The sequence below is a fragment of the Sinorhizobium meliloti genome (assembly GCF_017876815.1).
In the GTDB taxonomy this organism is placed as follows: Bacteria; Pseudomonadota; Alphaproteobacteria; order Rhizobiales; family Rhizobiaceae; genus Sinorhizobium; species Sinorhizobium meliloti.
The window spans coordinates 2357036-2379403 of sequence record NZ_JAGIOS010000001.1 but is presented as its reverse complement, the minus strand read 5'-3'; the positions used below and the strand labels follow the sequence as shown (position 1 = coordinate 2379403).

The 22368-nt window shown below is 62.5% G+C and carries 26 protein-coding genes; 12 read left to right on the top strand and 14 right to left on the bottom strand.

Annotation, left to right across the window (positions count from 1 at the left end):
- Window positions 1-6 precede the first annotated feature (6 nt).
- Both ade and JOH52_RS11235 read left to right on the top strand, forming a co-directional pair.
- Entirely contained in the window at window positions 7-1704 is a 1698-nt protein-coding gene (gene ade, locus JOH52_RS11240) for an adenine deaminase (RefSeq protein ID WP_013844760.1), read from the top strand.
- A gap of 229 nt (window positions 1705-1933) precedes the next feature.
- Window positions 1934-2880, top strand: a protein-coding gene (locus tag JOH52_RS11235; RefSeq protein ID WP_011970797.1) for an IS630-like element ISRm2011-2 family transposase whose coding sequence is annotated in 2 segments (ribosomal slippage) — window positions 1934-2273 and window positions 2273-2880 — 948 coding nt in all. Because the reading frame shifts where the segments join, the coding sequence is not laid out codon by codon here.
- Window positions 2881-2942: 62 nt separating this feature from the next.
- Here the strand turns inward: JOH52_RS11235 and bglA are convergent.
- Window positions 2943-4586: a beta-galactosidase BglA gene (gene bglA / locus JOH52_RS11230; protein WP_013844761.1), complete on the bottom strand. Its 1644-nt coding sequence runs from the start codon at window positions 4584-4586 to the stop codon at window positions 2943-2945.
- Window positions 4587-4720: 134 nt separating this feature from the next.
- On the opposite strand from bglA, the gene JOH52_RS11225 reads away from it, so the two are divergent.
- Entirely contained in the window at window positions 4721-5638 is a 918-nt protein-coding gene (locus tag JOH52_RS11225; RefSeq protein WP_010969920.1) for a sugar kinase, read from the top strand.
- A 325-nt stretch (window positions 5639-5963) separates the two neighbouring features.
- Here JOH52_RS11225 and JOH52_RS11220 read toward each other — a convergent pair whose 3' ends face one another.
- The 8 genes from JOH52_RS11220 to JOH52_RS11185 all read right to left on the bottom strand — a co-directional run bounded on the left by JOH52_RS11220 (window position 5964) and on the right by JOH52_RS11185 (window position 13444).
- The gene (locus JOH52_RS11220) at window positions 5964-6731 is read right to left on the bottom strand and encodes an ABC transporter ATP-binding protein (protein WP_003536332.1); all 768 of its coding nucleotides are present in this window, start codon (window positions 6729-6731) and stop codon (window positions 5964-5966) included.
- On the bottom strand, window positions 6728-7561 hold the full coding sequence (locus tag JOH52_RS11215) for an ABC transporter ATP-binding protein (RefSeq protein ID WP_010969921.1): 834 nt from the start codon (window positions 7559-7561) through the stop codon (window positions 6728-6730). The genes JOH52_RS11220 and JOH52_RS11215 overlap by 4 nt, the downstream gene beginning before the upstream one ends.
- Window positions 7558-8490 (bottom strand): ABC transporter permease, encoded by a 933-nt coding sequence (locus tag JOH52_RS11210; protein ID WP_010969922.1) that lies wholly within the window; start codon window positions 8488-8490, stop codon window positions 7558-7560. Before JOH52_RS11210 ends, JOH52_RS11215 begins: the two co-directional genes overlap by 4 nt.
- The gene (locus tag JOH52_RS11205) at window positions 8487-9548 is read right to left on the bottom strand and encodes an ABC transporter permease (RefSeq protein WP_014529837.1); all 1062 of its coding nucleotides are present in this window, start codon (window positions 9546-9548) and stop codon (window positions 8487-8489) included. Before JOH52_RS11205 ends, JOH52_RS11210 begins: the two co-directional genes overlap by 4 nt.
- A 23-nt stretch (window positions 9549-9571) precedes the next feature.
- On the bottom strand, window positions 9572-11212 hold the full coding sequence (locus JOH52_RS11200; protein WP_003536336.1) for an ABC transporter substrate-binding protein: 1641 nt from the start codon (window positions 11210-11212) through the stop codon (window positions 9572-9574).
- Window positions 11213-11259: 47 nt separating this feature from the next.
- The gene (locus tag JOH52_RS11195; RefSeq protein ID WP_014529838.1) at window positions 11260-12315 is read right to left on the bottom strand and encodes a dipeptidase; all 1056 of its coding nucleotides are present in this window, start codon (window positions 12313-12315) and stop codon (window positions 11260-11262) included.
- Window positions 12316-12494: 179 nt separating this feature from the next.
- Window positions 12495-12836 (bottom strand): DMT family transporter, encoded by a 342-nt coding sequence (locus tag JOH52_RS11190; protein ID WP_003536339.1) that lies wholly within the window; start codon window positions 12834-12836, stop codon window positions 12495-12497.
- Between the two features lie 47 nt (window positions 12837-12883).
- A complete protein-coding gene (locus tag JOH52_RS11185; RefSeq protein WP_010969925.1) occupies window positions 12884-13444 on the bottom strand; it encodes a TetR/AcrR family transcriptional regulator in 561 nt (186 codons plus the stop codon).
- 136 nt (window positions 13445-13580) lie between these two features.
- Between JOH52_RS11185 and JOH52_RS11180 the strand changes: the two genes are divergently transcribed.
- The 7 genes from JOH52_RS11180 (at window position 13581) to istB (ending at window position 17926) form a co-directional block, all read left to right on the top strand.
- A complete protein-coding gene (locus JOH52_RS11180; RefSeq protein WP_003536345.1) occupies window positions 13581-13853 on the top strand; it encodes an AbrB/MazE/SpoVT family DNA-binding domain-containing protein in 273 nt (90 codons plus the stop codon).
- Window positions 13850-14254 carry a type II toxin-antitoxin system VapC family toxin gene (locus tag JOH52_RS11175; protein WP_010969926.1) on the top strand — a complete coding sequence of 135 codons (405 nt, stop codon included), beginning with the start codon at window positions 13850-13852 and terminating at the stop codon, window positions 14252-14254. Before JOH52_RS11180 ends, JOH52_RS11175 begins: the two co-directional genes overlap by 4 nt.
- A gap of 127 nt (window positions 14255-14381) precedes the next feature.
- Entirely contained in the window at window positions 14382-14774 is a 393-nt protein-coding gene (locus JOH52_RS11170; RefSeq protein ID WP_003536349.1) for a globin domain-containing protein, read from the top strand.
- A 5-nt stretch (window positions 14775-14779) separates the two neighbouring features.
- Window positions 14780-15154 (top strand): DUF423 domain-containing protein, encoded by a 375-nt coding sequence (locus JOH52_RS11165; RefSeq protein ID WP_010969927.1) that lies wholly within the window; start codon window positions 14780-14782, stop codon window positions 15152-15154.
- Window positions 15155-15276: 122 nt separating this feature from the next.
- Window positions 15277-15531 carry a type II toxin-antitoxin system Phd/YefM family antitoxin gene (locus JOH52_RS11160; protein WP_014529839.1) on the top strand — a complete coding sequence of 85 codons (255 nt, stop codon included), beginning with the start codon at window positions 15277-15279 and terminating at the stop codon, window positions 15529-15531.
- A gap of 115 nt (window positions 15532-15646) precedes the next feature.
- Window positions 15647-17176, top strand: coding sequence for an IS21 family transposase (gene istA, locus JOH52_RS11155; RefSeq protein WP_209566046.1), 1530 nt, complete (start codon window positions 15647-15649; stop codon window positions 17174-17176).
- Between the two features lie 12 nt (window positions 17177-17188).
- On the top strand, window positions 17189-17926 hold the full coding sequence (istB, locus tag JOH52_RS11150) for an IS21-like element helper ATPase IstB (protein ID WP_014529841.1): 738 nt from the start codon (window positions 17189-17191) through the stop codon (window positions 17924-17926).
- 282 nt (window positions 17927-18208) lie between these two features.
- Here istB and hmuQ read toward each other — a convergent pair whose 3' ends face one another.
- The 5 genes from hmuQ to JOH52_RS11125 form a co-directional block, all read right to left on the bottom strand.
- Window positions 18209-18523 carry a heme-degrading protein HmuQ gene (hmuQ, locus tag JOH52_RS11145; RefSeq protein ID WP_003536354.1) on the bottom strand — a complete coding sequence of 105 codons (315 nt, stop codon included), beginning with the start codon at window positions 18521-18523 and terminating at the stop codon, window positions 18209-18211.
- Window positions 18524-18535: 12 nt separating this feature from the next.
- Complete coding sequence (locus JOH52_RS11140; RefSeq protein ID WP_010969929.1) at window positions 18536-18802, bottom strand: hypothetical protein; 267 nt, start codon at window positions 18800-18802, stop codon at window positions 18536-18538.
- A gap of 52 nt (window positions 18803-18854) precedes the next feature.
- Complete coding sequence (locus JOH52_RS11135; RefSeq protein WP_003536357.1) at window positions 18855-19268, bottom strand: DUF2325 domain-containing protein; 414 nt, start codon at window positions 19266-19268, stop codon at window positions 18855-18857.
- Window positions 19269-19475: 207 nt separating this feature from the next.
- Window positions 19476-20402: an energy transducer TonB family protein gene (locus JOH52_RS11130; protein ID WP_014529842.1), complete on the bottom strand. Its 927-nt coding sequence runs from the start codon at window positions 20400-20402 to the stop codon at window positions 19476-19478.
- A gap of 40 nt (window positions 20403-20442) precedes the next feature.
- A complete protein-coding gene (locus JOH52_RS11125) occupies window positions 20443-20877 on the bottom strand; it encodes a hypothetical protein (protein ID WP_010969931.1) in 435 nt (144 codons plus the stop codon).
- Between the two features lie 187 nt (window positions 20878-21064).
- Between JOH52_RS11125 and hemP the strand changes: the two genes are divergently transcribed.
- Both hemP and JOH52_RS11115 read left to right on the top strand, forming a co-directional pair.
- Window positions 21065-21247: a hemin uptake protein HemP gene (gene hemP / locus JOH52_RS11120; RefSeq protein WP_014529843.1), complete on the top strand. Its 183-nt coding sequence runs from the start codon at window positions 21065-21067 to the stop codon at window positions 21245-21247.
- A gap of 10 nt (window positions 21248-21257) precedes the next feature.
- Window positions 21258-22319, top strand: a complete 1062-nt coding sequence (locus JOH52_RS11115) for a hemin-degrading factor (RefSeq protein WP_013844763.1) — start codon at window positions 21258-21260, stop codon at window positions 22317-22319.
- Window positions 22320-22368: the final 49 nt, after the last annotated feature.

Genomic DNA, 22368 nt, shown 5'->3' with positions numbered 1-22368 from the left:
GCACACATGTCCGAAGCGCTGGAGCGTCTCATCGATCAGGGCGTCGGCCGTGAACCGGCAGACATCGTGCTCAAGGGCGGGCGGTTCTTCGATCTCGTCACCGGCGAGCTCGTCGCCTCCGACATCGCCATCTCGGGCGAGCGCATCGTCGGTACCTGCGGCGACTATGAGGGCCGCGAGGAGATCGACGTTACCGGCCGCATCGTCGTTCCCGGCTTCATCGACACGCACCTCCACATCGAATCGTCGCTCGTTACCCCGCACGAGTTCGACCGTTGCGTGCTGCCGCTCGGTATCACCACTGTTGTCTGCGATCCGCACGAGATCGCCAATGTGCTCGGCACCGAAGGCATCCAGTATTTCCTGGATTCGGCGATGGAGACGGTCATGGACATCCGCGTCCAGCTCTCCTCCTGCGTGCCGGCGACCCACCTGGAGACGTCCGGTGCCGACCTGCCGGTCGGGCGCCTCACGCCCTTCCGTCACCACCCGAAGGTAATCGGCCTTGCCGAATTCATGAACTTCCCGGGTGTGGTCAACAAGGATCCGGTTTGCCTCGCCAAGCTCGATGCTTTCCAGGACGGGCATATCGACGGCCATGCTCCTCTGCTCCGCGGCAAGGAACTGAACGGCTATCTCGCGGCGGGGATCCGCACCGATCACGAATGCACGAGCGCGGAGGAAGCGCTCGAAAAGATACGCAAGGGCATGCACATCCTCGTGCGCGAAGGCTCCGTGTCCAAGGACTTGCAGGCCCTCATGCCGATCCTCACCGAGCGGCTGTCGCCCTATCTGGCTCTCTGCACCGACGACCGCAATCCGCTCGATATCGCCGAGCAGGGCCATCTCGACCACATGATCCGCACGGCTATAAGCGCCGGCGTCGAGCCGCTCGCCATCTATCGCGCCGCTTCGATTTCCGCCGCGCGCGCCTTCGGCCTGCGCGATCGCGGCCTCGTAGCACCTGGCTGGCGCGCCGACCTCGTCATCGTAGACAGCCTGGAAAACTGCAAGGCCGAACTCGTCCTTTCCGCCGGGCGGCGCGTTACGGATGCACTCTTCGCCGGGCGCAAGCCGGTCGAACCGGTGGGGCTCGACAGCGTCAAGGCACGCGAAGTCAAGGCCGCGGACTTCGGCCTCCCCTACAACGAAGGCGAGACTTCGGTGCTCGGCGTCCTGCCCGGCAAGATCATCACCGAACACCGCCGGTATCGCCTGCCCGCCGAAGGCAACCGGACCGGCGTCGATCTAGACCGGGACATCATCAAGGTTGCCGTGATCGAGCGCCACGGCGTCAACGGCAATCATGCCAATGGCTTCGTCCAGGGCTTCGGCCTGAAGAAGGGTGCGATCGCGTCCACCGTCGGGCATGACAGCCATAATATCTGCGTCGTCGGCGTCAATGACGACGACATGGCACTTGCCGTCAATCGTCTCGGCGAGATCAAAGGCGGCTTCGTCGTCGTCCATGACGGCAAGGTCACCGGCGAGATCGCCCTGCCCGTCGCCGGCCTGATGAGCCTCGAACCTTACGAGCGCGTGCGAGACACCCTGCACCATCTGCGCCAGGCCGCCTTCGCCCTGGGCGCCACGCTGGAAGAGCCCTTCCTGCAACTCGCCTTTCTGCCGCTGCCGGTGATCCCGCATTTGAAGATCTCGGACCGCGGGCTGGTGGATGTAGACAGGTTCATGCTGATCGGGTGACGGTCGAGGCGCGGCATCCGGAAAGCCCCCTCTGGCCAGAGGGGGTGCCGCATTCACTGTCGCAGCGGCACCTCAACTCCACTAGAGCACTTCACTGTTTCATGGAAAAACTGAAATGCTCTAACCGTTTGATCTAGAGCGGGATGCATTTAGGCGGAATCGGAAAGGGGATTCCTTTTTCTGCGCAAATCAGATTCACCATTCAGGCCGGTGAAGGAGGCCGGCCTTTATGGCGAGACCTTTTTCGAATGATCTTCGGGAACGCGTTGTCGATGCGGTGACGGGCGAGGGCCTATCGTGCCGGGCAGCGGCCAAGCGCTTCGGCATCGGCATCAGCACCGCGATCGATTGGGTGCGGCGGTTTCGCGAGACGGGCAGCGCCGCACCCGGCCAGATGGGTGGGCACAAGCCCCGCAAGCTTTCCGGTCCGCACCGGGCTTGGCTGCTTTGCCGCTGCCGCGAGCGCGACTTCACGCTGCACGGACTTGTCGCCGAGTTGAGCGAGCGCGGCCTGAAGGTGGATTATCGCGCCGTCTGGACCTTCGTGCACGAAGAGGGGTTGAGTTATAAAAAAAGACGCTGGTCGCCAGCGAACGGGAGCGGCCCGACGTCGCCCGCCACCGGGCACGATGGCTGAAGCACTGCCCCGGAATTGATCCCGCCCGCCTCGTTTTCATCGATGAGACCTGGACGAAGACGAACATGGCGCCGCTGCGGGGCTGGGCGCCTCGCGGCGAACGACTGGTGGGCTACGCCCCCTTCGGCCATTGGAACACCATGACCTTTGTCGCCGCACTCAGGGCCGACCGCGTCAGCGCTCCCTTTATCCTCGATGGCCCGATCAATGGCGAACGCTTCCGCATCTATGTCCAGCAAGTTCTGGTGCCGGAACTCAAAGCCGGCGACATCGTCATCCTGGACAATCTCGGCTCCCATAAGGGTCAGGAGATCCGCGCCGCCATCCGTAAGGCCGGCGCCCGCCTGTTCTTTCTGCCGAAATATTCCCCCGATCTCAATCCGATCGAAAAGCTCTTCGCCAAAATCAAGCACTGGTTGCGTGAGGCACAGGCCAGATCACGCGACGCAATCCATGACGAACTGCGCCACATTCTCCAAGCCGTCACCCCACAGGAATGCGCAGCCTACTTCAAAGAGGCGGGATATGAACGGGCTTAAATACATACCGCTCTAACGCACTTCCCGACGGAAAACCGTTACACACTTTTCCTGGAAGTGCTCTAACGCAACCTCCCGCAGAAAACGTCGAGCGCGGCGAGCTTTATCGCATTGTCAGCGAAAACCGGTGCAAAACCGGGCATCGGATGCGGCTCGGCGACGAGCGTCGTCGGGAGGTGAAACGTCTGCGGCTCCTGGGTCAGATTGAAGACGAACAGCAGCCGCTCATCGTCCTTTTCCCGCGTGAAGACCAGAAGGTCCTGGTTGGTGCCCAGGAAGACCATGTCTCCGTCGACCAGCGCGGACTGCGCCCGACGGAACCCAAGGGTCTGGCGATAGTGCTCGAGCACCGCCCCTTCCACGCCCTCCTGCGCGTCCACCGCCAGCATCCGGTGCCCATCGCGAACCGGCAGCCAGGGGGTTCCGGCGGAAAAGCCGGCATTCGACAGTTCTCTTTCCCAGACCATCGGCGTCCGGCACCCGTCACGTCCGGCGAAGGCCGGCCAGAAGCGGATGCCGTATGGGTCGCGCAATTCTTCGAAGGCAAGCTCCGCCTCCGGCAGGCCGAGCTCCTCTCCCTGATAAAGGCAGATGGTGCCCCGCAGGCTGGCAAGCAGCGAAATCGCAAGCTTCGCCACGCGCTCCCGGTCGGCCTCGCGCAGCGCGAAGCGGCTGACATGACGCATCACGTCGTGATTGGAAAAGGCCCAGCAGACCCAGCCGTCCGTCACCGTCGACTGGAAATTCTCGACGCAGCGGCGGAAGTGGCGCGCGGTGAATTCCGGTCCGAGCAGGTCGAAGGTATAGCACATATGCAGCTTGTCGCCGCCGCTCGTATAGGCGGCAACCGTCTGCAGCGAGCGTGACCCGTCCCCGACCTCCCCCACTGTCGCGCGGCCGCCATATTCATCGAGCACCGCCCGAAACCGGCGCAGGAAATCGAGGTTTTCCGGCTGCGTCTTGTCATATAGGTGGTCCTGCATTCCGTACGGATTGACCTCCGGCGCATCGCGGCTCGTCGCGTCCGGATCCGGCACCAGCGGCGGGTTGTCCCGCAGAAGCCGGTCGTGGAAATAGAAATTCGCCGTATCGAGCCTGAAACCGTCGACGCCGCGGTCGAGCCAGAAGCGGACCGTCGCGAGCACCGCCTCCTGAACCTCCGGGTTGTGGAAGTTGAGGTCCGGCTGCGAGGAGAGGAAATTGTGCAGGTAGTACTGCCGGCGCACCCCGTCCCATTCCCAGCCCGGACCGCCGAAGATCGAAAGCCAGTTGTTCGGCGCCGTTCCGTCCGGCTTCGGGTCGGCCCACACATACCAATCCGCCTTGGCATTGGTCCTGCTCGAGCGGCTTTCGACGAACCAGGGATGCCGGTCGGATGTATGCGAGATCACTTGGTCGATGATCACCTTGAGCCCCAGCCGATGGGCTTCCGCCAGCATCTCGTCGAAATCGGCGAGCGTGCCGAACATGGGATCGACGTCGCAATAATCCGAAACGTCATAGCCCATATCCGCCTGGGGCGAGGTGAAGAAGGGCGAAAGCCAGATGGCATCGACCCCGAGCGAGGCGATATGGGGAAGCCGGCGGGTGACGCCGCGAAGGTCGCCCATTCCGTCGCCGTCCGTGTCCTGGAAGGATCGCGGATAGACCTGATAGATCACCGCTCCGCGCCACCAGTTTTCGTCAGATCCCGATGCCGCCGGCATGCGCAATTCTCCATGATTGATTTAGCAATGCCAGATTTATCTTCACCGCTTCTTCGAGTAAACGCCGCCGTCAACATTCGCTTGCTCGCGCAGTGACATGCGCTTAATTCGGATCAGCGGAAAGGGAGGACTGAATGACGGGGAAACTGCTTTCGATCGGCGAATGCATGGTGGAGCTCATGCAGGCGGAGCGTGACATGCTGCGCAAGGGCTATGCCGGTGACACCTTCAATACCGCCTACTACGCCCGGCTCTTCCTGCCGGCGGACTGGACGGTCGATTATTTCACGGCCGTCGGGACCGACACCGTTTCGGACGAGCTGCTGGCCTTCATCGAGAGCACCGGCGTCGGCACGGCGCACATCCGCAGGATCGAAGGCCGGACGCCCGGCCTCTATATGATCCACCTCAAGGACGGCGAGCGCAGCTTCTCCTATTGGCGCTCGACCTCCGCTGCCAAACTGCTCGCCGACGATCCCGATCGGCTCCGGGCGGCGATCGAGGCGGCCAATGTGGTGTTCTTCTCGGGAATCACCCTGGCGATCCTGTCGCCGGACGCGGCAGAAACATTGCTTGCGGAGCTTCGGCGGGCAAAGGCGGGCGGACGGCAGGTCGTCTTCGACCCGAACATCCGGCCGCGCCTTTGGGACGACGCCGCTCGGATGCGCGCGACGATCGAAGCCGGTGGCCGGGCGGCAACGATGGTGATGCCGAGCTTCGACGACGAGGCCACGCATTTCGGCGATGCATCCGTGGAAGCGACCATCGAGCGCTATCGGGCGCTCGGCGCCGAAAACGTTGCGGTCAAGGATGGTAAAAACGGCGTCACGCTCTGCTTTGCCGGCAAGGAACGCGTTCACGTTCCCGCCTCGCAGGTTTCCGCCGTCGTCGACACGACCAGCGCCGGCGACAGCTTCAACGGCTCCTTCCTCGCCCGTCTTGCCAGCGGCGACAGTCCGGCTGATGCCGCCGCCTTCGCCGCCCGTATTGCGGCCGCCGTGATCGGCCATCATGGCGCGCTGATCGGACGGGACAAGCTGCCGCGGGGTTAGAGCGGGATCCGGGTGGGTATCAGCAATATCCCCTCTGCCCTGCCGCGCATCTCCCCCGCAGGGCAGATTGTCCCGAAGTAAGGCCCTGCCCCTCGGTCTGCCCCTCACCCTAACCCTCTCCCCGCAAGCGGGGCGAGGGGACGAGTTCGCTTTTGTTCGTCGAGGCTGACGCAGACGCGCAACCGTGTCCCCTCTCCCCGCGCGCGGGGAGAGGGTTAGGGTGAGGGGCAACGGGGGGTTCAGACCGCGGCTACCCAGAATCTGTCGACCATCATCCCGGTCTAAAATGTCGAGTATCAACCCGGTTGAACAGAGGGTCCATTCCCTACGCGCTTTGTGCCACCGCTTCCCGCCTGAACCCCTTGCTCGCGACCATGAGATTGCGCGTATATTCCTCGGCAATGCGGCCGGCCACCAGGTCAGCCGAACTCAGCCGCTCCACCACGCGGCCGTTCTGCATCACGGCCAGCCGCTCGCACATGTGCGTGACGACGCCGAGGTCGTGGCTCACCATGATGAAGGTCAGGCCGCGGTCGCGCCGCACCTCTTCGAGAAGGTTCAGCACTTCCGCCTGCACGGACGCGTCGAGCGCGGAGGTCGGCTCGTCGAGGAGCAGGATCGAGGGCTCCAGGATAAGCGCACGTGCGATCGCGATGCGCTGGCGCTGGCCGCCGGAGAGCTGGTGCGGATAGCGGAAGCGGAAGCTGGAACCGAGGCCCACCTCGTCCAGGGCCTTCAGGATGCGGCGCTCGCCGTCTCCGATGCCGTGGATCGCCAGAGGCTCCATCAGTTGCCGGTCGACCGTCTGGCGCGGATGCAGCGAACCGTAAGGATCCTGGAACACCATCTGCACCGCCCGATAAAAGGCCTTGTCGCGACGCGTGCCACGAACCTCGCGGCCCGAAACGCGGATCGTCCCCTCGCTTGCGGCGGTGAGCCCGGCGACGGCGCGCAAAAGGGTGGACTTGCCCGAGCCGGATTCGCCGACCAGGCCGAAGGACTCGCCCTTTGCGACATCCACGCTGACGGCATCGAGCGCCTTGAACTCGTCGAAGACGACGCTCAGATTTTCGACGGATACGGCCTCGGTCATAGCGCCCACTCCGGTTTGCGGTCGAGAACCGGCAATGGATGGCGATCCGCCCCGATCACCGGCATGCAGTTCAGGAGCCCTCGTGTATAGGGATGCTTGGCATTGCCGAGTTCCGACGCGGCGATCTCCTCGACGATCCTGCCCGCATACATCACCAGAACGCGGTCGCAGAAAGACGAGACGAGGCGCAGGTCGTGCGACACGAAGATCAGCCCCATGCCGCGTTCCGCCACCAGTTTGTCGAGGATCGCGAGGACTTCGAGCTGAACCGTCACGTCGAGCGCCGAGGTCGGCTCGTCCGCGATCAGGAGTTCCGGCCCGGCAACCAGCATCATCGCGATCATCGCCCGCTGCCCCATCCCGCCCGAGACCTCGTGCGGATAGAGGTCGAAGACGCGGGAAGCATCGCGGATCTGCACGGCCGCGAGCATGTCGAGCGCCCGCTCCCGCGCTTCCGCGCGGCCGACCTTCTCGTGCCGCCGCAAGGTCTCGACGATCTGCCGTCCGATGCTCATCACCGGGTTCAGCGAATATTTCGGATCCTGCAGGATCATGGCGATGCGCTTGCCGCGCAGGTCCCGCCGGAGTTTCGGGGAGGCCGAAAGAAGGTCGATTCCTTCGAAGGCAAGCCGTTTCGCCGTCACCTCCGCATGCGGCGGCGTCAGCCCCATGATGGCGCGGCCCGTCTGCGACTTGCCGGAGCCGCTTTCGCCGACGATGCCGAGGCGCTCGCGCCCGAGAGTAAAGGAAACGCCGCGCACCGCCTCCACTACACCGGTGCGCGTCGGGAACCGGACCCGGAGGTCCTCGACGGTCAGAAGCGGGCTCATTGGCCGCTCTCCCGCGGATCGAGCGCATCGCGCAGCCCGTCGCCGAGCAGGTTGAAGCCGAGGCTGACGATCAGAATGGCGATGCCGGGCATGGTCGCCACCCACCACTGGTCGAGGATGAAGCGCCGGCCGGAGGCGATCATGGCGCCCCATTCCGGCAGCGGCGGCTGGGCGCCGAGACCGAGGAAGCCGAGGCCAGCCGCAGTCAGGATGATGCCGGCCATGTCGAGCGTAACGCGGACGATCAGCGACGACATGCACATGGGCATGACATGGCGGAAGACGATGCGCAGCGGCGACGCGCCCATCAACCGCACCGCGGCGATGTAATCGGAATTGCGCACCGTCAGCGTTTCGGCGCGGGCGATGCGCGCATAGGGCGGCCAGGAGGTGATGGCGATTGCGATCACCGCATTTTCGATCCCCGGGCCAAGCGCCGCGACGAAGGCGAGCGCCAGCACGAGCTTCGGAAAGGCGAGGAAGATGTCGGTGATGCGCATGAGGACCGCGTCGACCCATCCGCCGGCATAGCCGGCGACGGCGCCGACGATCAGGCCGACGGGTGCCGCGATGATTGCGACGAGAAGGACGACGAGGAGCGTCAGCCGCGAACCGTGTATCAGCCGGGACAGGATGTCGCGGCCCTGGTCGTCCGTGCCGAGCAGGTAGCCTTCGCTGCCGGGCGGCAGAAGCCGCGCCCCGGCAAGGTTTCCGATGACCGGAGAGTGAGGCGCGAGCGCATCGGCAAAGATCGCAACGAATACGAGCGCCAGCAGAATGCAAAGGCCGAGCACCGCAAGCCGGTTGGCGGAGAAACGCCGCCAGGTCATATAGGCGCGGCCGAGCCGAGCCTGGGTCCGCGACTGCGGACGATCTGAAAGCAGCCACTCGCGGCGCGTCATCGGGCGTGTTTCGGTGGCAAGGCTCATCGGGCACCCGTCCTCGGGTCAAGCGTCCGGTAGAGAAGATCGGACAGGAGATTGATGGCGATGAAGACCGATCCGATGATGATCGTGCCGCCGAGAACGGCATTCATGTCGGCATTCTGCAGCGAATTGGTGATGTAGAGGCCGAGCCCCGGCCAGGCGAATACGGTCTCCGTCAGGACCGACCCTTCGAGCAGGCCGGCATAGGAGAGCGCGATCACCGTCACCAGCGGCACCGCCGCATTGCGCAGCGCGTGCGTCCATATGATCCGCGCCTCAGAAAGCCCCTTGGCGCGCGCCGCAACGATATATTCCTGCTGCAGCTCGTTCAGCATGAAGCTGCGGGTCATGCGGCTGATATAGGCGAGCGAGAAATAGCCGAGCAGCGAAGCCGGCAGGATGATGTGCCGGAAGACGTCGCGGAAGACATCCCATTGACCCTGCCAGGCCGAGTCCAGGAGGTAGAAACCGGTAACCGGCGTGAAGCTGTATTCGTAGACGATATCGATGCGGCCGGGATAGGCGACCCATTGCAGCCGCGCATAGAAGACGAGCAGCGCGAGCAGTGCCAGCCAGAAGATCGGCACGGAATAGCCGACGAGGCCGATCACGCGAACCACCTGGTCGGCGATGCTGCCGCGCTTGACGGCGGCGAGAACGCCGAGCGGCACGCCGATGAATGCACCGATCAGCGTTCCGAGCGTCGCGAGTTCCATGGTCGCCGGAAAGACGCGGCGGATATCCGCCATGACCGGATTGGTGGTCAGCACCGAAGTCCCGAAGTCGCCGGTGAATGCTTGCCGGCAGTAGATGAAGAACTGCTGGTAAAGCGGCAGGTTGAGCCCCATCGCCTCGCGCGTGCGTTCCACGACGTGATTCGGCGCCCGATCGCCGAGAACGGCAAGCACCGGATCGATCGGGATGACGCGGCCGATGAAGAAGGTGACGGCGAGAAGGCCGAGATAGGTGGTTGCCACGACGACGAGAAACTGCAGTACCGCGACAAACGCCTTCCGGGAACGGGCGCGCCGGCGCCCGCTCATGGGTTCAATTCCGCTCATGCTCAAGGGAACGGTCCTTTCGACTATTCCTTGGATACGTTCCAGACGTAGTTGGTGTCGAAGCTCGGTCCGAGCTTGAAGCCCTGGAGGTTGCCGCGAAGCCCGGCGACCTCCGTCTGCTGGAAGATGAAGACGAACGGACTATTCTCCAGAACCGTCTTCTGCAGCTCCTTGTAGATATCGGCGCGCTTGGCGCTGTCGCGTTCGAGGAGCGCGTCCTTGGTCTTCTTGCTGAGTTCCGGAACGTCCCAGGCGTTGCGCCATGCAAGCGTCTTGTTCGTGCCTTCGTCGGAATTGTCCGGATTGTTGGTGAATGTATCGGCATTCGAGTGCGGATCGAAATAATCCATGCCCCACTGGCCGATATACATATCGTGGTTGCGCGCGCGGTACTTGGTCAGCGTCTGCTTGCCGTCACCCGGAATGATTTCGAGCTTCACGCCCGCCTGCGCCAGCGTCTGCTGGAAGGATTCGGCAACGCCGGTCACCGGCTGGGTGTTGCGCACGTCCATCGTGACCGTGAAGCCGTCGGGATAGCCGGCCTTCGCCAGCAGTTCCTTCGCCTTGGCGACGTCGAAGGTGTAGGGGTTCTCGTTGAGAGCACCGAGCACGCCCTTCGGCAGGAAGCTCTGGTGGATCTCGCCGATGCCCTTGATCAGCGTCGCGCCGATCGCGTCATAGTCGACCAGATACTTGAACGCCTGCTGTACCTCGGGTTTTGCCAGCGTCTCGTTCTTCTGATTGAGACTGATATAGTAGACCGTCCCCTTCGGAGCGCTCGCCGTCGCCAGATCGGCATTCTTGCCGACAGCCTCGTAATCGCCGGGTTCGAGGTTTCGCGCCACATCGATGTCGCCGGCTTCGAGCGCGAGCCGCTGGCCCGAGCTCTCCTTCATGTGGCGGTAGATGACGCGGGCGAGTTTCGCCGGTTCGCCGTAGAAGTTTTCGTTCCGCTCCAGCACCACGACCTCGTTTGCGCGCCATTCGCGCAGCTTGAACGGGCCAGACCCGGCATAACCGGTCTTCAGCCATTCATTGCCGAAATCGTTGTCGTATTTGTACTCGTCGCTCGGCGTCACGGATTTCACGTGCTCGAGCACGAGCTTCTTGTCCACGACCGAAGCAACCGTCGCCGTCAGACAGTTCAACACGAAGCTCGGCGCATAGGGCTGGTCGACCGTGAAGACGAAGGTCTCCGCGTCGGCGGCCTTCGCCTTTTCCGTGACATTGTCGCCGGTGAGGCCGAACTGCGTGAGAATGAAGGCCGGGCTCTTGTCGAGCTTGACGGCGCGTTCGAACGAATAGGCGACGTCCTCGGCGGTGATCGGATTGCCGGAGGCGAATTTCATGCCGGATTTGAGCTTGAACGTATAGGTCAGGCCGTCATCGGAGACCGTCCAGCTTTCGGCGAGATCGCCGACGACCTTGGACGTGTCGTTGAGATCGAGCCGGACGAGCAGGCTGTAGGTATTGCTGGTCATCTCGGCGGTCGAGAGCTCGAAAGCTTCGCCCGGATCCATGGTGATGATGTCGTCGAACGCGAAGCCCTCGACCAGCGTATCCTTCGGCGTTTCCGCGAAGGCCGGCTGGGCCGCACCCATCGCCATGGCGAGTGCCGCCGAGGCGGCAAGAACTCGAAAACGTCCGTTGAGCTTATGCATCATGTTGCGCTTCCCTCTTTTAACCCTTCTCGGGCTTTTCTTCATGATGATCAGGCAGGCTCGTGCCACGCCTGACCCAGAACTCTCAGCCAGTTCTCCCGGCATATTTTTGCCAGTTCGGCGTCACCATATCCGGCGTCTTCCAGCGCGGCAACGAGCTTCTGATTTCCCGCCGCGTCGGCGATTTCCTCGGGGATGGTTGCGCCGTCGAAATCGGATCCGAGCGCCACGCAGTCGATACCCATACGCTCGACCAGATAGTCGACGTGGCGGACCATGTCGGAAAGCGGCGTCGCCGCGTTCTCCTGCCCATCGGGGCGCAGCATCGTCGTCGCATAGTTGAGGCCGACGAGCCCGCGGCTCTCGCGGATGGCGTCGAGCTGCCTGTCGGTCAGGTTGCGGGCGACTGGCGTCAGCGCATGAACATTGGAGTGGCTGGCGACGAGCGGCTGGTCGGTCGTCCTCGCCACGTCCCAGAAACCCTTTTCCGTGATGTGCGCGAGGTCGATCAGAATGCCGAGCCGGTTGCAGGCGCGCACGAGTTCGAAGCCGGCTTCGGTAAGGCCGGGCCCCGTATCGGGCGACATCGGATAGGCGAAGGGAACGCCATGGCCGAATACGTTGTGACGGCTCCATACGGGGCCGAGCGAGCGAAGTCCGGCGGCATGGAAGGTCTCGAGCGCCGCGAGGTCGGGCCCGATAGCCTCGCAGCCCTCCATATGCAGGACGGCGGCAAACACCTCGTCGGCCATCGCCGCACGTATCTCTTCAACCGAGCGGCAAAGCCGCCAGGCGCCGGCGCGGTCGAGCTTGAACGCGATGTCGGCAAGCTCCATGGCGGTCGCGAGCGAAGGCAAGTGGTCGAGCGGCGCCGCCATGGCCGTCGCGTAATGGCCATTCTCATCCGGCGTCTTGAGCACCAGATCGCCGGATGGGACGTAAATCGCACAGAGGCCGCCTGCGAGACCGCCTGCCTTGGCGCGCGCCGCATCGATATGGCCCTTGTCGGTCCCCTCCGAAAACTCCGCCACTGGGTCGGCACCGCCGCGTGCATGTTGCCAAAGGCGCAAAAGCACATCGTTATGGCCGTCGAAAACCGCCTGCATTCCCAAATTTTCCTTCGTTATATCAAGGGGATCGGGATGGGACATCGCCACCTCGCGTCCGGACGGAGACGAAGCGCGATGCTATTGAAACGGATCGCGCATTTCAATGAATATCCGGGAATTTCAGTGGATAGGCTGTAGCGAAAACTTGCAGGAAGCCGGCCGCGATCTTCACGCGCTCAATGGAACGTGGACTTCGAGAAGAGGTTGAGTACGAGCACGCCGGCGATGATGAGCGCCAGCCCGAGAATGGCCGGCAGATCGAGCTTCTGACCGAAAACCACGTAGCCGGCGATCGAGATCAGCACGATCCCGAGGCCGCTCCAGAGCGCATAGGCGATGCCGACCGGGATGTAGCGCAGCGCATAGGAGAGGAAGAAGAAGGCGACTGCGTAACACAAAACCATGAGCACGGTGGGGGTCAGCCGCGTGAAGTGCTGCGCCGCCTGCATGGCGGAAGTGCCGAGCACTTCGAAGACGATGGCGATCACCAGAACGGTGTAAAGCGTGGCGGGATTCAAGGAACGTCTCCGATCGAAGTATGGGAAAGCGGCACCGGTCTGGCCCTCTATTCCAGCGAAAGCGCGTTGAGCTTCTGAAGCAGGATCGCCCGGGTCGGTGCTTCGATGTCATGGCTGCGCATCAGATCCGACAGCCAGACACCATCGGCGGCGAAGCGGGCGAGCAGGCAACTTGGCGAACTGTCCGTCGCGGCGAATTGCGCGGACCGGCGCGCCACCCATTCGCGCCAACGCTCCTTGAGATGCGGCTCGGCCAGGAGCGCAATGGTCAGCATCTGCCAGCCTTGCGCCTCCGCCTCCGCGTCGAGCGCGAAACAGACGCCGAGATAGGCCCGCGTAAAGCGTCCCTTCTCGACGTCATCTCCAGCCATCGCTTCGTCGAGGGCGCTGTCGAAACGCGCGACGAGGTCATCGAAGAGGGCGTCGAGGAGAGCCAGCTTGTTGGGGAAATGGTGCAGCAGCCCGCCTTTGCTGACACCCGCCGCCTGCGATACGGCGTCGAGGGTCACCGCGGCGACGCCCTGCTCCAGCGACAGGCGTGCCGCAACCTCCAGCAATTGCCGGCGGACGCGTTGCGGTTGCTTCTTCCTGGAGGGGGCGCTTGTCATGGCCCATAAACATACCGTCTGGACGGTTTGTCAAGTCACTTTCTTCAGGGCGATGTTTGTCGCGCCGAGGCAGATCATACTTGATCTGACATGGTTCGGCATATACATTTAGGCATATACAAAGGAGACGAATGCCATGCCCGTCCCGTTGCCGTCATCGCGACCTAAAGAAGTAAAGCTGTTCCGCAATAACCGCAGCCAGGCAGTCCGTATTCCTGCGGAGTTCGAGTTGCCTGGAGACCGTGTGTTGATCCGTCGCGAAGGAACGAGACTCATTATCGAACCGATAGCCAGGCCAGCCGATATCGTGGAGCTTCTCGCGGAGTGGAAGAAGGAAGCTCCCCTCGGACCTGAAGACCGGTTCCCGGATGTTGAGGATATACCCGCCCGGCCGGAGAAAATCTTTTGAACGGCTATCTTCTCGATACGAACATCATCAGCGACGTCATTCACAATCCGTTCGGACCGGCTGCGCAACGCATCGAACGGATCGGCCCGAAGGAGATTTACACCAGCATCGTCGTCGCGTCCGAGTTGCGGTATGGTTGCGCAAAAAAGGGATCGGCGAAGTTGCTCGCCAAGGTCGAAAGCTTGCTGGAAATCGTCCCGGTGCTGCCATTGGATATTCCGGCCGACACCCGATATGGCAGCATTCGTGCGGAATTGGAGTCTCTGGGGCAGACCATCGGCTCCAACGATCTGTTGATTGCCGCGCATGCATATGCGCTGGACCTGACGCTGGTGACGGACAATATCCGTGAGTTCAGCCGCGTTCGTGGCCTTAGTCTGGAAAACTGGCTTGAGCGATAGGCGACACGTTTTCCACGCCTCCTCCTAACGTGCAGGTCTGCCGCGCCGAAAAGCCGCAAGCGAAGGAATGGCGAGCCATTGCCCGCCCGGGTCGAGCGCTGTACCAATCCCGGCGAGGATTGTGACCATGACGGAACCGCAAACGACGACGCTTTACGAGGCGATCGGTGGCGATGCCACCGTGCGTGCTCTGACGCAGCGCTTCTACGAACTGATGGACAGCCTGCCGGAGGCTGCGCGCTGCCGCGCGGTCCACCCGCCGGACCTGACCGGCAGCGAGGAGAAGTTCTACGAATATCTGACCGGCTGGCTCGGGGGACCGCCGATCTATGTGCAGAAACGCGGCCATCCCATGCTGCGCCGCCGGCACTTCATTGCCGGGATCGGGCCTGCCGAGCGCGACGAATGGCTTTTCTGCTTCACCCGCGCACTCGAAGAAACCGTCTCCCACCCGAAGCTGAGGGAGATCATTCTGGAGCCGATCACCCGGCTCGCCCATCATATGCAGAACAAGGAATAGCTTGGATGCCGAACAGCGGACTGCGCTCGACCATGCTTTTCGTCGCCGGCCTCATGGGCCTCTTCGGCGTCGCGAGTGCCGCCGCCGCTTCGCATGGCGATCCGCGTCTTCTCGGCGGCGCATCGGCCATGTGCCTCGCCCACGCACCGGCGCTGGTCGCGCTTCATGCCGGATGCGCGCACTTCCGCACCGCCGCCCTCGCTGCCTTGCTGCTGGCGGCAGGCACGGCACTCTTCGCCGGAGACCTTACCATGCGCCATTTCTCGGGCCACGGCCTCTTTCCAATGTCAGCGCCGCTCGGGGGCCTGACGATGATGGCCGGCTGGCTTGCCGTCGCGATCGGGGCATTCCTGCCTCGGAAGCGTGATGAGGACGCGTGAGACGTAGGGTATTTTCGGAAAGCTGCGCAGCTTCAAAGGCTAGGTGCCTTCGAAGGCAGTGAGGCTGGATTCCCGGGCGAAAAATGCTCTATGTGTAGGCCGGTTAGCTGATTGAGGTTCCTATGCAGGTTACCATCCGTAACCCCAAAACGAACCTGTCCAAACTTATCGAGGCGGCGAAGGCGGGCGAAGAAGTCGTCATCGCCAAGGGAACAGTCCCTGTTGCCCGGGTCGTTGCCCTTCCGCAAAACAAGTTCACGATCGGGCTGACGGCTGCACTTGAACGTTGGCAAAACAAAGGGTTGGATTTTCGCGGCTCGGTGAAAGCGGGCCGATTTCTGTGCTCGTTGCAAATTCCGAGGCAATCCGCCCCCTGATTCCGAGATGATGCCGCCCCCATCGGAAAGCATCTGGCGTGGGTGTTCTGCTGGTGTGAAGTTTCTTCCTTCGACGTGACGAGGAAGGAACGGGATGCCTGCGGAGAGACTGGAGATGCGGCGTGTCCGCGAGATATTGAGATATCGCTTCGAACAAGGACTTGGCCACAAGTCGATCGCGGTTCGGGTTGGAGCTGCGCCATCGACGGTGCGCGAGACGCTTCGGCGTGCGGCCATTGCGGAGCTATCGTGGCCGTTGGGTGACGACATCAGCGATGCAGTCCTGGAAGCGGCGCTTTACAAGGCAGGCGGGACGAAGACGGGTCATCGTCGGAGCCCTGAGCCGGACTGGACGCAGGTCCACCGCGAGCTGAAGCGCAAGCATATGACGCTGCAGATCCTTTGGGACGAATACATCAGCCGTTATCCGGAGGGCTATCGTTACAGTCGCTTCTGTGACCTCTACCGCGGCTGGGCGATGAAGTTGCCTGTGACGATGCGGCAGGATCACGCGGCCGGCGACAAGCTGTTCGTCGACTACGCCGGCGACACGGTCACGGTTGTCGTTGATCGGCTGTCCGGCAAGACACGGCAGGCGCACCTGTTCGTGGCGGTTCTGGGAGCATCCAGCCTTTCATATGCGCAGGCACGTTGGAGCGAGACGCTTCCCGACTGGATTGAATGCCATATCCTGGCGCTGGAGTACTTTGGCGGTGCGCCAGCCTTGCTGGTTCCCGACAATGCCAAGGTAGCGATCATCAAGGCCTGCCACTTCGATCCCCAGGTCAACCGGACGTATTGCGGGATGGCGGCCCATTATGGCAGCGCCGTCTTGCCGACGCGGCCGCGACGCCCGCGGGACAAGGCGAAAGTGGAAGCTGCGGTTCGTATCGTCGAACGCTGGCTATTGGGCCGGCTGCGCCATCGCATCTTCTATAGTTTGGCCGAGGTCAATGCGGCGATTGGCCAATTGCTCCATGATCTCAATGATAAGCGCGTTCTGCGCCGTGTCGGCGCCACGCGCCGCCAATTGTTCGAGGAGCTTGATCGTCCGGCTTTGCGACCGCTGCCTGTCGAACGTTATGTCTTTGCCGAATGGCGTATCCGGCGCGCCGGGCTGGATTATCACGTCGAGATCGAGCGGCACTATTATTCCGTTCCCTATCGCTTTGCCCGCGAGCAGGTCGAGGCTCGTATCACCGCCAATACGATCGAGATCTTCCACAAGGGCGAGCGAATTGCCGCTCACCGGCGCTCCAGCGGCAACGGCAAGCACACGACGATCCCCGATCATATGCCCTCTGCGCATCGCCGCTTTGCCGACTGGACGATTGAACGGATTCAACGCGAAGCCTCTGCGATGGGGCCGGATGTTGCGCTGTTGTGCGAGCGCATTCTTGCCGACAGGCCTCATCCCGAGCAGGGCTTTCGAGCTTGCCTCGGCATCATCCGCCTCAACAAGAGCTTCGGCCGCGACAGGGTCAATGCCGCTTGCGGCCGTGCGTTGGAGATTGGCGCACGAACCTATGGCTCGGTGCGATCCATCCTCGACAATCACCTTGACCGGACGGCTGCCTCAAATGGAGCGGCGCCGCATGAACCGATCCATCACGCCAACATCCGCGGACCTCGCTATTACCACTAAGGAGAACGAAAGATGCTTGCCCATCCAACACTGGATAAATTGAATGCCATGGGCCTGGCCGGCATGGCAAAGGCCTTTGGCGAACTTGTTGCCAACGGCGAAGCCGAACATCTCTCGCACGCCGAATGGCTCGGACTGCTGCTCGAACGGGAATGGAGCTCCCGTTACGATCGGAAGCTTGCGGCACGCCTCAGGTTTGCCAAGCTTCGCCACCAGGCCACCCCAGAAGATGTCGACTATCGCGCCGACCGCCGCCTCGACCGTGCTCTCTTCATGAAGCTGCTCGGTGGCGACTGGATCAACGCCCATGACAATCTGGCCATTTGCGGCCCCTCGGGTGTCGGAAAGAGTTGGTTGGCTTGCGCTCTCGGCCACAAGGCTTGCCGAGACGATCGCTCAGTTCTCTATCAGCGTGTCCCAAGGCTGTTTGCCCAGCTTGCGCTCGCGCGTGGTGATGGCCGCTACGCCCGCCTGCAACGAACCTTGGGCCATGTTCAGCTCCTGATACTGGATGATTGGGGGCTCGAGCCGCTCAACGAACAGGCCCGCCACGACCTGCTGGAAATCCTCGAAGATCGCTATGGACGCAAATCAACGATCATTACCAGCCAACTTCCCGTGTCCGCATGGCACGGCGTCATTGGCGACCCAACCTACGCCGATGCCATACTCGACAGGTTGGTCCACAATGCCCACCGCATCGAATTGAGCGGCGATAGTCTGCGCCGAAATCTACCGCGCAAAGCTTGACACCTCGCCTGAATGAACTGACAACAATCATCGCCTGCAGACCCCACTAAACAGGGGGCGAGATCATCCCGGAAACCGGGGGCGCAATCATCTCGGAACAAAGGGGCGGCTTCATCGGAATCGGCATGCTCGTCACAGGGATCCAGCCAGACCAAGTCCTTGGACTGAAAAAACATTCCCCGCGCCGCAGCCGCGGCGCTTCCTCATCTCTGTGACAAGCACAGAGATGAGGAAGCGGAGAGACTGCAGTCCTTCGATAGAAGAATCTCAACAGGCCTGAGATCAGGCACCCTCGACGACGGTAAAGCCCTCGAACTTCGGCGGACCGAGATACATTGCCTTGTTTTCGCCGGCGCTTCGGTGCGCCGCGCGGAAATTGTCGGACTTTGTCCAGGCGATGAAGGCGTCCCTGTTCTCCCAGGCCGATTTCGAAATGAAGGGCGTGTAGCCTTCCTCCGGCACGCTGTCGCCGCGCAGCAGATGGAATTCGATGAAGCCCGGCATCTCCGAGAGAGAAGAGTCGCGCGCCTTCCAGACCGCCTCGAAGGCCTCCTCCTGACCGGCTGCGACACGGAAACGGTTCATGGCGAAGTACATGCGTTAACTCTCCTAGGCCTTCTTTTGCGAGACGGGCTGCGCGATCATTCGCGGAAACGGCAGGATAGCTCCCTCGCTCGGCGGCGCAAGGCCGAGAGGATCCCTCGCCGGCGGGCGCGCTTGCCAGGTGGGAAACTCGGTCACGTTGTCGTTTTCCTCCAGCATCCGTGCCCGGCGCGTGAGAAGCTCGTAGAGCTCGGGGACCAGTCCGTCACCGAATTGAGAAGCGAGTTTGTGGAGACCGATCATCGTCATCTGATCGGGACGCTCGTCATGCATTTGAAAGCTCCATGCGGCCGGCAGGAATGCCGTCTGACCGCTCGTATAAGGTTCAATTCTCGCTGCCGTTTCCGGTCAGATCCTGAAGCGCCCGCTCGAGGCTCGACTTCGAGCCGTTGCGCAGCGGCACGAAGGCCTTGCCCCACTTCTTGCAGCCCGTCTTCACGCGAAGACACGCATCGTGGCTGATGCAGTCGATCGGGCAGAAGACGCAGTCGACCGAGGGCAGGACACGATCGATGCGCGATACCGCCTCTCGTAAACCGCCGTCATGGTGGATGAGTTCCGCACCGTAGGAACTGGCGATCTGGCGAAGATGCGCGACCTGGCAGTCGCGGCCGCCGACATAGAGGAAGCTGCGGCCCTCGAGCGTTACCTTGCCGGCATTCGGTTGCGGCGCGCTCGCCGCGTCTTTCGCCCTGCCCTTGCCGCCCTTGCCTGAATTCTGGTGCCGCTTGCCACCCATCCGTCGTCTCCGTCTTGCTCCGCGACGCCGGCATTGCGGTCCATCGCCAATCAGATTTGGCACACACCGATCGGTTGCGTGACGGAGGCAACCTATAAAACTTGATAGAGAGAGTAAAGTACAAACATGAGTGATTTAATCATATTTTTCGCGTCTGTCTCCCGCGGCATATTCCTTGCTCGCGGAAGCAGATTCCGCAGCCTGATTTCACCGGGTGAAGGCCACCGGAATGTTGAATTCCCATCTGTCGCGCCCCGCCCCGGCGGGAATGGCTGGGAAGGGTGCTGCCCGGCGCACGGTTTCCAACGCGGCTTGATCAAGGACGGGCGAACCGGCGCTCTTCGTTATGCCGACCCTTGCCACCCCACCACCGGACGTTACGGTAAAGCTGACATGGGCAACTCCACGCAGGCCTTGCCGTCTGGCCTCGGCCGGGTAGCGAATAGCGCGGGTCAGCTTTCTTCTGACCTTGCCGGGATAGTTCGACACCGCGGCATTGCCGATTTCCCGCGAGGCGCCCCGGCTTTCTCCCGTGGCGGCAGCCGCCGTGGCAGTCTCTGCGCCGTCGGCCTTGCCCTTTTTCTGCGATTTCGCCTGAGTGCCGCCCTCACCTGCCTTTTTCCGGACGACCTTCTTTTTCTTCGCCGGCTCCTTCTTCGGCTCAACCTTCTCGACTTCGGGCTTCAGGACTTCCTCAGGGTCCGGTCTCTCCTGCGGAATGACGGTCTCGACCGGAGCGATGCTTGCGATCACGTCTGATTCTTCGACCTGGCTCGCCGGCATTTCTTCCGCGGGAAGGATGACGTCCGCTTCCGTCGGCGTCATCTCGGACGGCTCCTGGGAGACAGGCTCGGTCGGCACCGGCTCCACGGCTTCGACCACCTCTTCCGTCGGTTCGCTTTCGGTCGGCTTCAGTTCCTCGGGCGTCTCTTCCGCCGGCTCCACCACTTCGGATGGGTCCCCCGCCTGGACGGTATCTTCGAAAGCATTGCCGAGCAGCGACACTTCCACGGTGGAGCCGCCGGCGATGAGCGCCAGCTCCTTTTCCTCTTCGGGCGCAAGCAACGTCGCCCCGCCGGCATGCGCCAGCAGGGAAAGGCCGATCGCCGCCGCCCATTTCGCCATGTGTTTCATTCTGTCTTGCCTTCCGCCGGCAATTTCGAGGACGCGAACCTCAGCCCTTGAGTTCCACGGCCGATTTCGAGCCGGTCTTCAGGTCGGTCATGCAGGCGCTCTTGTCGACGCCTTCGCCGACGCAGGTCGGTGCATCGTTGATCAGCAGGCTCTTCACCGCCTCGCATTTCGTACCCGGCAGATCGAACTGCCTGACTTTCGTCTTGCCCGCGGGGAGATCCCTGAAATCGAGCACGGCCATGCGCTCGACCAGGCCTTTCTGATCGAAGAGCACGAATTCGAACGAAACCTTCGAAAGCGAGTGAGCAAGCGCGTTACCGGCGACGAAGGTCAACTTGCATCCTTTTTCCGACGGCGCGATCTCGTTGAGCTCGATCGAAAGGCCGGCCGGCGCGGCGGCATCCTGCGCTCGGGCTGCCCCTGCCGTGACGAGAGCTACGCAGGCCGCAAAGGCAAAACGGGAAAAATAAGTCATCCTGACACCACTCGCTGTCCGCGTCGGTCCATTGGGTCCCCGCACGCGTTGCTTTTAAGTTGACCGCAACATTCCGGTATTGCGTCCTTAAAGAAATATGAGTAATGAAGTCAAGATACTAAATGGAATGGGCGGGACCAATGGATGACGCGCTCGTCTCGTCTCCAACTCGCGAATTGGCAAGACCGTGACACCGAACGACACCGATAATCCACGATCCCCGCAAACCGTGGCGCCGCTGAACCGGCCGCAACCGATCGTCGAGAGCCACGACCTTTTCCGCGGCCACAACGAGATTCTCATTTCCCACGACGGGGCGATTTACCGGATGAAGATCACCCGCCAGGGCAAGCTGATTCTGAACAAGTAGCGAGATGACGATGACTGAGAGCATTCGCCCCACCCCGTCCGAAATCCGGGCCTATCGCGCCGAGAATCCGAAACTGCGCGAACGCGACATCGCCGCGAAGCTCGGCATTTCGGAGGCAGCGCTCGTCGCTGCCGAATGCGGCCTCACCGCGGTCCGGATCGAAAGCAGCGCCGGCCGCTTCCTCGAGCGCGTCGAGGAGTTGGGCGAAGTCCTTGCGCTTACCCGCAACGAAAGCGCCGTCCACGAAAAGGTCGGCGTCTACGAGAACATCAAGCAAGGACACGCCGCGGCTCTGGTGCTTGGCTCCGAAATCGACCTGCGCATCTTTCCGGGCGCCTGGGCACATGGTTTCGCCGTGACCAAGACGGATGCGAAAGGGGAGGTTCGCCGCAGCCTGCAGTTCTTCGACAAGTGGGGTCATGCCGTCCACAAGGTTCATCTGCGTCCCCAGTCGAACCTCGCCGCCTATGATAAGATGGTCGAAGATCTTCGCCTGGACGACCAGTCGCAGGACTTCATCGCCGATGCCGGCGCGCCCGCAACCGACGATGCGGTCGATGCCGCAGTCGATACGGCAGAGCTGCGCGACCGCTGGTCGAAGCTCACGGACACGCATCAGTTCCCCGGCATGTTGCGCAAGCTCAATATCGGACGGCGCCGGGCCCTGCACGCGATCGGCGACGACTTCGCCTGGCGGCTCGACACGGCCTGCATCGAGATGATGATGCGCAGTGCTGCAGAGACGGCGCTGCCGATCATGTGCTTCGTCGGCAATGGCGGCGTCATCCAGATTCATTCCGGTCCGGTCGTCAAGATCGGCACGATGGGGCCGTGGCTGAACGTGATGGACGAAACCTTCCATCTGCATCTGCGCACCGACCACATCGCCGAGCTCTGGGCCGTGCGCAAGCCGACCGCGGACGGACACGTGACCTCCCTCGAAGGGCTCGACGCCAAGGGCGAGATGATCATCCAGTTTTTCGGGAAGCGGAAGGAAGGTTCCTCGGAGAGGGCCGAATGGCGCAGCCTGGTCGAGGAGCTGCCCCGTCTGGAAGCCGTCGTCGCGGCCTGATGGTGCCGCCCAACCGGGCGGCGGTTTGGGACGACACGCATAGATTCAA

What these genes read in the sequence shown, in the direction of transcription:
- ade (WP_013844760.1), top strand. Translation starts at nt 7, where the DNA reads ATGTCCGAAGCGCTGGAGCGTCTCATCGATCAGGGCGTCGGCCGTGAA.
- bglA (WP_013844761.1), bottom strand. Translation starts at nt 4,586, where the DNA reads ATGCCGGCGGCATCGGGATCTGACGAAAACTGGTGGCGCGGAGCGGTG.
- JOH52_RS11225 (WP_010969920.1), top strand. Translation starts at nt 4,721, where the DNA reads ATGACGGGGAAACTGCTTTCGATCGGCGAATGCATGGTGGAGCTCATG.
- JOH52_RS11220 (WP_003536332.1), bottom strand. Translation starts at nt 6,731, where the DNA reads ATGACCGAGGCCGTATCCGTCGAAAATCTGAGCGTCGTCTTCGACGAG.
- JOH52_RS11215 (WP_010969921.1), bottom strand. Translation starts at nt 7,561, where the DNA reads ATGAGCCCGCTTCTGACCGTCGAGGACCTCCGGGTCCGGTTCCCGACG.
- JOH52_RS11210 (WP_010969922.1), bottom strand. Translation starts at nt 8,490, where the DNA reads ATGAGCCTTGCCACCGAAACACGCCCGATGACGCGCCGCGAGTGGCTG.
- JOH52_RS11205 (WP_014529837.1), bottom strand. Translation starts at nt 9,548, where the DNA reads ATGAGCGGAATTGAACCCATGAGCGGGCGCCGGCGCGCCCGTTCCCGG.
- JOH52_RS11200 (WP_003536336.1), bottom strand. Translation starts at nt 11,212, where the DNA reads ATGATGCATAAGCTCAACGGACGTTTTCGAGTTCTTGCCGCCTCGGCG.
- JOH52_RS11195 (WP_014529838.1), bottom strand. Translation starts at nt 12,315, where the DNA reads ATGCAGGCGGTTTTCGACGGCCATAACGATGTGCTTTTGCGCCTTTGG.
- JOH52_RS11185 (WP_010969925.1), bottom strand. Translation starts at nt 13,444, where the DNA reads ATGACAAGCGCCCCCTCCAGGAAGAAGCAACCGCAACGCGTCCGCCGG.
- JOH52_RS11180 (WP_003536345.1), top strand. Translation starts at nt 13,581, where the DNA reads ATGCCCGTCCCGTTGCCGTCATCGCGACCTAAAGAAGTAAAGCTGTTC.
- JOH52_RS11170 (WP_003536349.1), top strand. Translation starts at nt 14,382, where the DNA reads ATGACGGAACCGCAAACGACGACGCTTTACGAGGCGATCGGTGGCGAT.
- JOH52_RS11165 (WP_010969927.1), top strand. Translation starts at nt 14,780, where the DNA reads ATGCCGAACAGCGGACTGCGCTCGACCATGCTTTTCGTCGCCGGCCTC.
- JOH52_RS11160 (WP_014529839.1), top strand. Translation starts at nt 15,277, where the DNA reads ATGCAGGTTACCATCCGTAACCCCAAAACGAACCTGTCCAAACTTATC.
- istA (WP_209566046.1), top strand. Translation starts at nt 15,647, where the DNA reads ATGCGGCGTGTCCGCGAGATATTGAGATATCGCTTCGAACAAGGACTT.
- istB (WP_014529841.1), top strand. Translation starts at nt 17,189, where the DNA reads ATGCTTGCCCATCCAACACTGGATAAATTGAATGCCATGGGCCTGGCC.
- hmuQ (WP_003536354.1), bottom strand. Translation starts at nt 18,523, where the DNA reads ATGTACTTCGCCATGAACCGTTTCCGTGTCGCAGCCGGTCAGGAGGAG.
- JOH52_RS11140 (WP_010969929.1), bottom strand. Translation starts at nt 18,802, where the DNA reads ATGCATGACGAGCGTCCCGATCAGATGACGATGATCGGTCTCCACAAA.
- JOH52_RS11135 (WP_003536357.1), bottom strand. Translation starts at nt 19,268, where the DNA reads ATGGGTGGCAAGCGGCACCAGAATTCAGGCAAGGGCGGCAAGGGCAGG.
- JOH52_RS11130 (WP_014529842.1), bottom strand. Translation starts at nt 20,402, where the DNA reads ATGAAACACATGGCGAAATGGGCGGCGGCGATCGGCCTTTCCCTGCTG.
- JOH52_RS11125 (WP_010969931.1), bottom strand. Translation starts at nt 20,877, where the DNA reads ATGACTTATTTTTCCCGTTTTGCCTTTGCGGCCTGCGTAGCTCTCGTC.
- JOH52_RS11115 (WP_013844763.1), top strand. Translation starts at nt 21,258, where the DNA reads ATGACTGAGAGCATTCGCCCCACCCCGTCCGAAATCCGGGCCTATCGC.